Annotated in this window: 8 protein-coding genes and 1 pseudogene; 5 read left to right on the top strand and 4 right to left on the bottom strand. The window is 72.5% G+C overall.

What is annotated here, in order from left to right; genetic code table 11:
• Window positions 1-80: 80 nt before the first annotated feature.
• Window positions 81-407 (top strand): annotated as a pseudogene (locus ACZ5C2_RS19180) (LysE/ArgO family amino acid transporter); the annotation flags it as partial.
• 42 nt (window positions 408-449) lie between these two features.
• Here the strand turns inward: ACZ5C2_RS19180 and ACZ5C2_RS19175 are convergent.
• The 3 genes from ACZ5C2_RS19175 to ACZ5C2_RS19165 all read right to left on the bottom strand — a co-directional run bounded on the left by ACZ5C2_RS19175 (window position 450) and on the right by ACZ5C2_RS19165 (window position 1,695).
• Window positions 450-908, bottom strand: a complete 459-nt coding sequence (locus tag ACZ5C2_RS19175; protein WP_468792325.1) for a cyclic nucleotide-binding domain-containing protein — start codon at window positions 906-908, stop codon at window positions 450-452.
• A 263-nt stretch (window positions 909-1,171) separates the two neighbouring features.
• The gene (locus ACZ5C2_RS19170) at window positions 1,172-1,414 is read right to left on the bottom strand and encodes a hypothetical protein (RefSeq protein WP_468792322.1); all 243 of its coding nucleotides are present in this window, start codon (window positions 1,412-1,414) and stop codon (window positions 1,172-1,174) included.
• A 50-nt stretch (window positions 1,415-1,464) separates the two neighbouring features.
• Window positions 1,465-1,695 (bottom strand): hypothetical protein, encoded by a 231-nt coding sequence (locus ACZ5C2_RS19165; protein WP_468792319.1) that lies wholly within the window; start codon window positions 1,693-1,695, stop codon window positions 1,465-1,467.
• Between the two features lie 151 nt (window positions 1,696-1,846).
• On the opposite strand from ACZ5C2_RS19165, the gene ACZ5C2_RS19160 reads away from it, so the two are divergent.
• The 4 genes from ACZ5C2_RS19160 (at window position 1,847) to ACZ5C2_RS19145 (ending at window position 4,073) form a co-directional block, all read left to right on the top strand.
• The gene (locus ACZ5C2_RS19160) at window positions 1,847-2,281 is read left to right on the top strand and encodes an ATP-binding protein (RefSeq protein ID WP_468792316.1); all 435 of its coding nucleotides are present in this window, start codon (window positions 1,847-1,849) and stop codon (window positions 2,279-2,281) included.
• A gap of 181 nt (window positions 2,282-2,462) precedes the next feature.
• On the top strand, window positions 2,463-3,326 hold the full coding sequence (locus ACZ5C2_RS19155; protein WP_468792313.1) for a SigB/SigF/SigG family RNA polymerase sigma factor: 864 nt from the start codon (window positions 2,463-2,465) through the stop codon (window positions 3,324-3,326).
• Between the two features lie 44 nt (window positions 3,327-3,370).
• Window positions 3,371-3,616 carry a DUF5133 domain-containing protein gene (locus tag ACZ5C2_RS19150; RefSeq protein ID WP_468792310.1) on the top strand — a complete coding sequence of 82 codons (246 nt, stop codon included), beginning with the start codon at window positions 3,371-3,373 and terminating at the stop codon, window positions 3,614-3,616.
• 28 nt (window positions 3,617-3,644) lie between these two features.
• Window positions 3,645-4,073: a hypothetical protein gene (locus ACZ5C2_RS19145; protein WP_468792307.1), complete on the top strand. Its 429-nt coding sequence runs from the start codon at window positions 3,645-3,647 to the stop codon at window positions 4,071-4,073.
• Between the two features lie 276 nt (window positions 4,074-4,349).
• Here the strand turns inward: ACZ5C2_RS19145 and ACZ5C2_RS19140 are convergent, their stop codons facing one another.
• Window positions 4,350-6,584: an FUSC family protein gene (locus ACZ5C2_RS19140; RefSeq protein WP_468792304.1), complete on the bottom strand. Its 2,235-nt coding sequence runs from the start codon at window positions 6,582-6,584 to the stop codon at window positions 4,350-4,352.
• Window positions 6,585-6,647 lie beyond the last annotated feature (63 nt).

Below are 6,647 nucleotides of genomic sequence, written 5' to 3'. Positions count from 1 at the left end.
AGCGGCGGTCGTTCGGTTGGTTCGCCGCTTTTTCCCCCCTCCCCCCCCCCCCCCCCCCCCCCCCCCGCCCCCCCCCCCCCCCCGCCACCGGACTGCGGACGGAGGGCGGCGCGGCGGGCTCACGCCGCCGCGCCGTGCTGACCTGCCTCGCGATGACCTGGCTCAACCCGCACGTCTACCTCGACACGGTGTTCCTGCTGGGCTCGGTCGCCGCCGGTCACGGTCCGCTGCGCTGGACGTTCGGCCTGGGCGCCGTAGTGGCCAGCCTCTGCTGGTTCGCGGCGCTCGGCTTCGGTGCCCGTCTGCTGAGCCGCTTCCTGGCCCGCCCCGCCGCCTGGCGTGTGCTGGACGGCCTCGTCGCCGCCACCATGGTCGTCCTGGGGCTCACGCTCATCGCGGGAGCCTGAGCGCCAGGGCGGTCGCCGGCGCCGCGACGGGTGCGCGACCGGCTACACCGGCCCGCTGCGCCGGTGCACCGCGTACTGGTCCATCAGCTTGCCGCGCGTCGCCTCGAGCCGGTTGGCCAGCACCTCGGCGACCTTGCGCACCAGCGTCAGTCCGAGCTGCGGATCCTCCTCGCAGAGCCGGAGAACGGCCGCCGCGTCGAACTCATAGGCGCGCACCGGGCTGAAGGCCACGGCGCCGAAGTCCCACTCGTGCGGCGGGAAGAGCCAGGACCAGCCGAGCAGATCGCCCGCGCCGAGGCCGGCGACCGTCACCCGGTGCAGCTCGTTGACCTGCTGGTCCAGCGAGACCGCGCCGGAGCGGATCACCCAGAAGCGGTCGGCGGTGCCACCCGACTCGAAGATCCGGGTGTCCTCCGGGAAGGACACCTCCCGCGCGAGTGTCATCAGGCGCTCGCGCTGAGGAGGGGGGAGGGCCGTCAGGAGTTTGATCGCTTTGGTCATGGCGCGGGGCTCCTCGCCGGGCAATCGGTTCCGGTGCATTCCCTACGTTCATTTCAGCCGCTGCCGCTGTTCGAGGCACCTCAGCGGGCCACGGTTTTCGCCGGGCATGAAGAAGCCCTGGCTGGACGGGGGAGGCCAGCCAGGGCAGTAAGGGGTGGTGTCCGGAGGACAGGGCGTCGACTCCGTCACCAGGTATGTATGAACGATAAACCATTCAGTCGGCGTTCCGGTAATCGGGTCGGATGACCTCTTTCGTCATGGTCTCAGTCGGTACGCTCGTCCACCACCCGGACCGTGTCCAGGCCCGGATCCGACGGATCGGGCAGATACCTGCCCGTGTCCAACCCCGTGCGCAGATACCGGAGCGCGGGCACGAAGAACGCGTCCCGCGGCAGCGTCGCCTGCTCCATCCGCAGGTCGCCCGGCGGAGTGAGACTCAGCCGCCTCTCGCGGTGGTAGTCCTCCAGTGCTTCCGTAACCGCGGCCCGGTGGTGATCGACCGCCATGTGTCCCGGGTTCCCGGCACCGGACGGTGTCCATCCACACGCCCCGCCGTTCAGCCGCGCGCCGCGTGTCTGCCCGGCGTCAGGATCTCGTCCAGCACCCGCAGCACGACCCCGTAGGCCACCTCGCGCATGTCGGCGTCACGCGCGGCGGCCGGGTCGCCGGAGTCCTCCCGTACCAGCTCCTCACCCCGGGCCCGCCAGGCCCGCTCCTCCTGCGCAGTCCAGGCCCTCGCCCGCTGGATGCGCCGCAGCAGTTCGTCCGAGTCCACCACATCGGTCATAGGGACCGCGTACCCGCGTGTGGCATTCGAATGACAGGTGTACGGGAAACGGCGGGGAGGTTTGCCGGTAACGGGACAGGTGAGCCGAAAAGGGAGGTCCGAGGCATTCTTCGTCGACCATCGTCCGCCACCGACTCCAGGGAGCCGCGGTATGAGTGAGGACTACACGACCGAACCCGTTCTCCGGCCACCCGGTGCGCGCCGGACGGTACCGGCCCGGCCGGCCGAGGTGCGCGAGGCCGTCGAGCGGGCGGTGACCGAACGCTGCCGCGCCACCCACACCGTCTGTGACACCGATGCCCTGGCGGATGCCCTGCTCGTCGCCTCCGAGCTCACCACCAACGCGATGGTGCACGGCGGGGGAGTCACCGATTTCCGGGTCGACGTCAGCGGTCCCGGAGTACGGCTGTCGGTCAGCGACCGCAGCGACGAACTGCCCGTCGTGGTACCCGGCACCGACCAGCGGGGACGCCGCCGCCCCGGGGGTCACGGCTGGCCCATCGTGTGCCGGCTGTCCCGCGACATCCGGGTGTCCGATCTGCCCGCCGGCGGCAAGTGCATCACCGCGGTCGTACCCCTGGTCTGAGTCCCGGGCAGATTCCGCGGCAAAGCGGAGTTTGTTCTACCGGAGTCAGGGCAATCGGAGGTTCGTGCTTCGGACCGGAGGCGCGCCAGCGGGAGGGTACGGCCGCTGAGGACCCTCCGGGTGTCCCGGCGGCGGCCGTCCCGCGGTAGTCCCCTGAAATCACCGTTCGGGAGCGAACCGCATGCTCATTGACACGTCCGCCCATCGTCCCGGCTCCTCCGACACGACGATCGCCCCGCCCCGCCGGCGGCACGACGACGCCCCCGACACCGCCGCCCTGTTCATCCGGCTGTCCTCGCTGGAGGACGGCCCCGAGCGGGACGCGGTGCGCGACGAACTCACCACCGCGTGGCTGCCCATGGCCCACCGCATCGCCGGCCGCTTCCGCGACCGCGGCGAGTCCCTCGAGGACCTGCGCCAGGTCGCCGCCCTCGGACTGGTCAAGGCCATCGACCGGTTCGACCCGAGCCGGGGAGCCTTCGAGAGCTATGCCGTCCCCACCATCACCGGCGAGGTCAAGCGGCACTTCCGCGACCGGATGTGGGCGCTGCGCGTGCCCCGCCGGGTTCAGGAGCTGCGCAACAAGGTGCGGGTGGCACGGCGCGAGCTCACCCAGAACCCCGGGAGTCCCGAGCCGTCCGTGGCGGCCGTCGCCGCGCACACCGGACTGACCGAGGAGGAGGTCGCCGCCGGGATGGAGGCGCTGGAGAGCTTCAGCACCCTGTCGCTCGACGCGGAACTGTCGTCCGACGACGACGGCTACAGCCTCGCCGACACCCTCGGCGCCGCGGACGCCTCGTACGACGTCGTCGTCGACCGCGAGTCCGCCAAGGAAGGGCTGCGCCGGTTGCCGGAGCGCGAGCGCGCCATTCTCTACATGCGTTTCTTCGAAGACATGACCCAGAGTCGTATCGCCGACAGGCTGGGCATCTCCCAGATGCACGTCTCCCGCCTCATCAGCCGCAGCTGCGCCCGAGTGCGCGCCGACGCGATGGGACAGCGGAAGAGCCCGCGCCCCGTCGGCGGACACTCGGCGACGGCGTGAAACGGCACGCCCGCCCCGGACCGGAACACGAGAATGCGAGACACATGCTGAAGCCTCACCCCACCGTGCTGCGCCGCCTCGTCGAGGAGTACGAGGCCCTGGCCGCCACCGGAACCGGCAGCGCCGACCGCGTCGCGGGCGGCGAGGACCCGCGGATCGGTGACCTGGCCTACACGCTGTGCGTGTCGACCGGAACGCGGGACGTGCAACAGGCACTCACCACCGCACACCGCTGGCTGGCGGCCGACGTGCGGGACGTGCCGCACGCCGCCCGGCCGGCCGCCGTATGACTCGCCGGGTTCGGGGAACCCGAAGCCGATGAGCGAATCCGAGATTCCCCCGGAAGGCCGGCCCGTGGACGTCTATCTCGACCTCCTGCGGGTCCGGATGGACACCGAGGACTACCGGCTTCTGCTCCGTGTGGTGGAGCCGGTCCTCGAGGCGATCGACGAACACCGGCTGTCGGGCATGGACCTGGCGCTGGACAGCGGCGACGACGAACTTCCGCAGGAAGTCCGCGACGAGGCCGCCCTCGTCATCGCCACCGCCGTCACCGGGCGCCTCGACAACGAGGTGGTCGAGCTCGAGGTCGACGAGACGGGGCCGGTCAGAGTGGTCACCGACGCGGCGACCGCCGCCGATCCGTCCCGCCTGGACGAGATCGCCGGATTCATCAGGGACCGGCACCGCCAGAACGAGGAGCTACGCGGCATAGCCGAGGCAAGCGGCCTCCCGACAGACTTCTGACCGCGCCCGGTGCACACGGTGCACGACGACGCGGGCAGGTACGCGAGCCCGCGCACCCCGCGCACCCCGCGCACCCCGCGCACCCCGCGCCCCCCGCGCACGCGGTGCCGGGCGGCACGGGTCACCGTCCTCGGTGTCCGACGGGGTGCCGGGCCCCACGGGCGGGGTCTGACGCACCGCCGTGCCTTCGGGGAGCGACGCGGTGCCGGGCGGGGGCGGTTTCCCCTGCCGGACCTGACGGGGCCTCGCGTGCGCGGGGAGCGGTGCCGTTCCGGGTCAGCGTTCGGGTGTCGATACCCGTACGTCCAGGGGACGGGCGAGACCCACCACGGCCTCGTCCAGGCGTTCGAGATGCCGCAGCACCCGTCCGGTGATCCGGCCGTAGCGGGCCGTGCCGTCGTCGCCCAGGAGGGACGCGATGCTCGGGCCCGTCTCGACGGGCGCGGAGACGTGCTCCTCCGCGACCCGGGCCGTGATCGTGCCGATGTTGCGCACGGTACGTCCCGCCGCCCCGCGCAGCCGGGGATCCGCCGCGATCGAGGGATGGGTCGGCAGCAACTCGGCCGTTGCCGCCAGTGAGCGGGCGTGGTACGCGCAGGTCTCGAGGAGGGCCACCACATAGCGCGCGTTGGTGCGCCGGGCCCGCAGCGGGGTGACCGGGTGGGTCAGAGGCTGGGTGGCACCGCGCAGGTCGCCCAGGGCCTGGTCCAGCTCCCGTGCCTTGTCCAGCAGGTCGTCGGCGGGCCCGCCGCTGAGCTGACCGACCGCGGCCTCGGTGACCTCGCCGAGCCGTTCCAGCACGGTGACCAGCAGATCGTTGGTGCGCCGGTCGGTGTTCACGGGCAGCACCAGCGCTGCCGCGGCGACCCCGCAGGCCGCGCCCAGCGCCGTCTCCTCCAGGCGCAGCACCAGCACCTCCCAGCTGTAGGTGTGCAGCAGCGTGTACAGCAGCCCCAGCATCGCGGTCACGAAGAACGACATGAGCGTGTAGGACAGCGGCGCCGTGTAGAACATCAGGAAGATCAGCACCAGCACCAGCAGGAACGCCGCCAGGGTGTGACGGCCCACCACGGCCGCCAGCGCCATCCCCGCGACCACACCGAACACCGTGCCCAGCAGCCGCCGGTAGCCCTTGACCAGGATCTCGCCGGTCGAGGCCGTGTTGATGAAGACGATCCAGCAGGTCAGCACCGCCCAGTACCAACGGTCCGTGGACAGCAGCTCACCGCCGATGATGGCCAGCGTCGAGCCCACGGCCACCTGCACGGCGGCGCGCGTGGTGGGCCGTCGCAGCCCCCGGTGCGTTGTGTCCGGCTCCGTCTGCTCGCCGGCGTCGATGGCGGCGTCCTCGGCGTCCAGCTCCTCCCGGGACCTGGCCGTCGCCGGGCTGTCGTCCGACTCGTCCTGCGGACCGTCGAGGGCGACCCGCAGCCCCATGACGGCGCGGGCGCTCTCCCCGACGGCCCGGAACACGTCCTGCACGGCGGGCGACGCGGGCGGCAGATGCTCTCCGTCCCGGTAGGCGAGCAGCCGGTTGCGCACATGGGCCACGCCCGTCCCGCCCGCCCCCGCCCGCAGCACGAGCGCGCGCAGCGCGAACAGATCCCGGCGCAACTGGGCCGTGGCCTCGTCCGGCCCGGGCAGCCGGCCGACCTCAGGGGCGGGGGCGCCGGGCAGATGCAGGGTGAGGGTGTCCGCCCGTTCGGCGCTGCGGGCGGACAGCAGCAGCAGACCGAGCCGCTCGGCGGCGAGCTCGGCATCCGCGATGCGGCGCTGCACCAGCCGCGCCGTCGACTCGTCGGGCGTACCCTCCTCCAGCCGGGTCTGGATCATGAGGGCTGTCTCGTGCAGCCGGGCCGTGCCCTCCCGCACGTCCTCCAGCGCCTTGTCCACCTGGTCCGGCCCCGCGTCGAGCAACGCCAGCTGCGCGGAGACCAGCCGGCCCAGCCGGGCGCGGAAAGCCTGGCGCAGCCGCTGGAGCAGACCGGCGGGAGTCACGGGGACGACACCGAACCGCACCAGTGCGCTGCTCGCGAAGGCGACCGTCATGGCCGCCCACAACCCTGGCAGCTGACCGGCGGAGGCACCGACGAACAGGGACACGAAGTAGACCTGGAAGCCGATCAGACCGAGTCCGGTCCCGCGGTCGCCGAACCGGCGGCCGTACACCGCGCAGAAGATCAGGACGACGAAGAAGGCGTCCCCGACGACCGTCCGCTCGCTGAGCACCGCGCCCAGTGACACGGACGCCAGCGCGACCGGCAGACCGAGGGCCAGTGTGACCGCCTGGGCGGAGCGCTGCCGTTCCCGGATGGCGAAGGTGGCGACCATCGCCGTCATGGCTCCCGTCACCAGCCGGGTGACACCGAATCCCAGCGAGGCGAGCACGGCCAGCGTCAGCGCGATGGCCCCCACCGTCCGCAGTCCGGCCGTCAGCCGCAGCAGACCGGGGTCGGACGCCGCGAGGTGGTCCCGCACCCGCGCCCGCCCCGACCGTCCCGCCGCTTTCACGCCGCCGCATCCTCCCCCGCCGTCACCGGCCCGGATCCCGGCGTCGCACGGTGCGAGCCGCCC

The sequence above is a fragment of the Streptomyces sp. NPDC031365 genome (genome assembly GCF_055569765.1).
The sequence above is the reverse complement of the archived record's forward strand: the minus strand, read 5'-3'. Positions and strand labels throughout refer to the sequence as shown.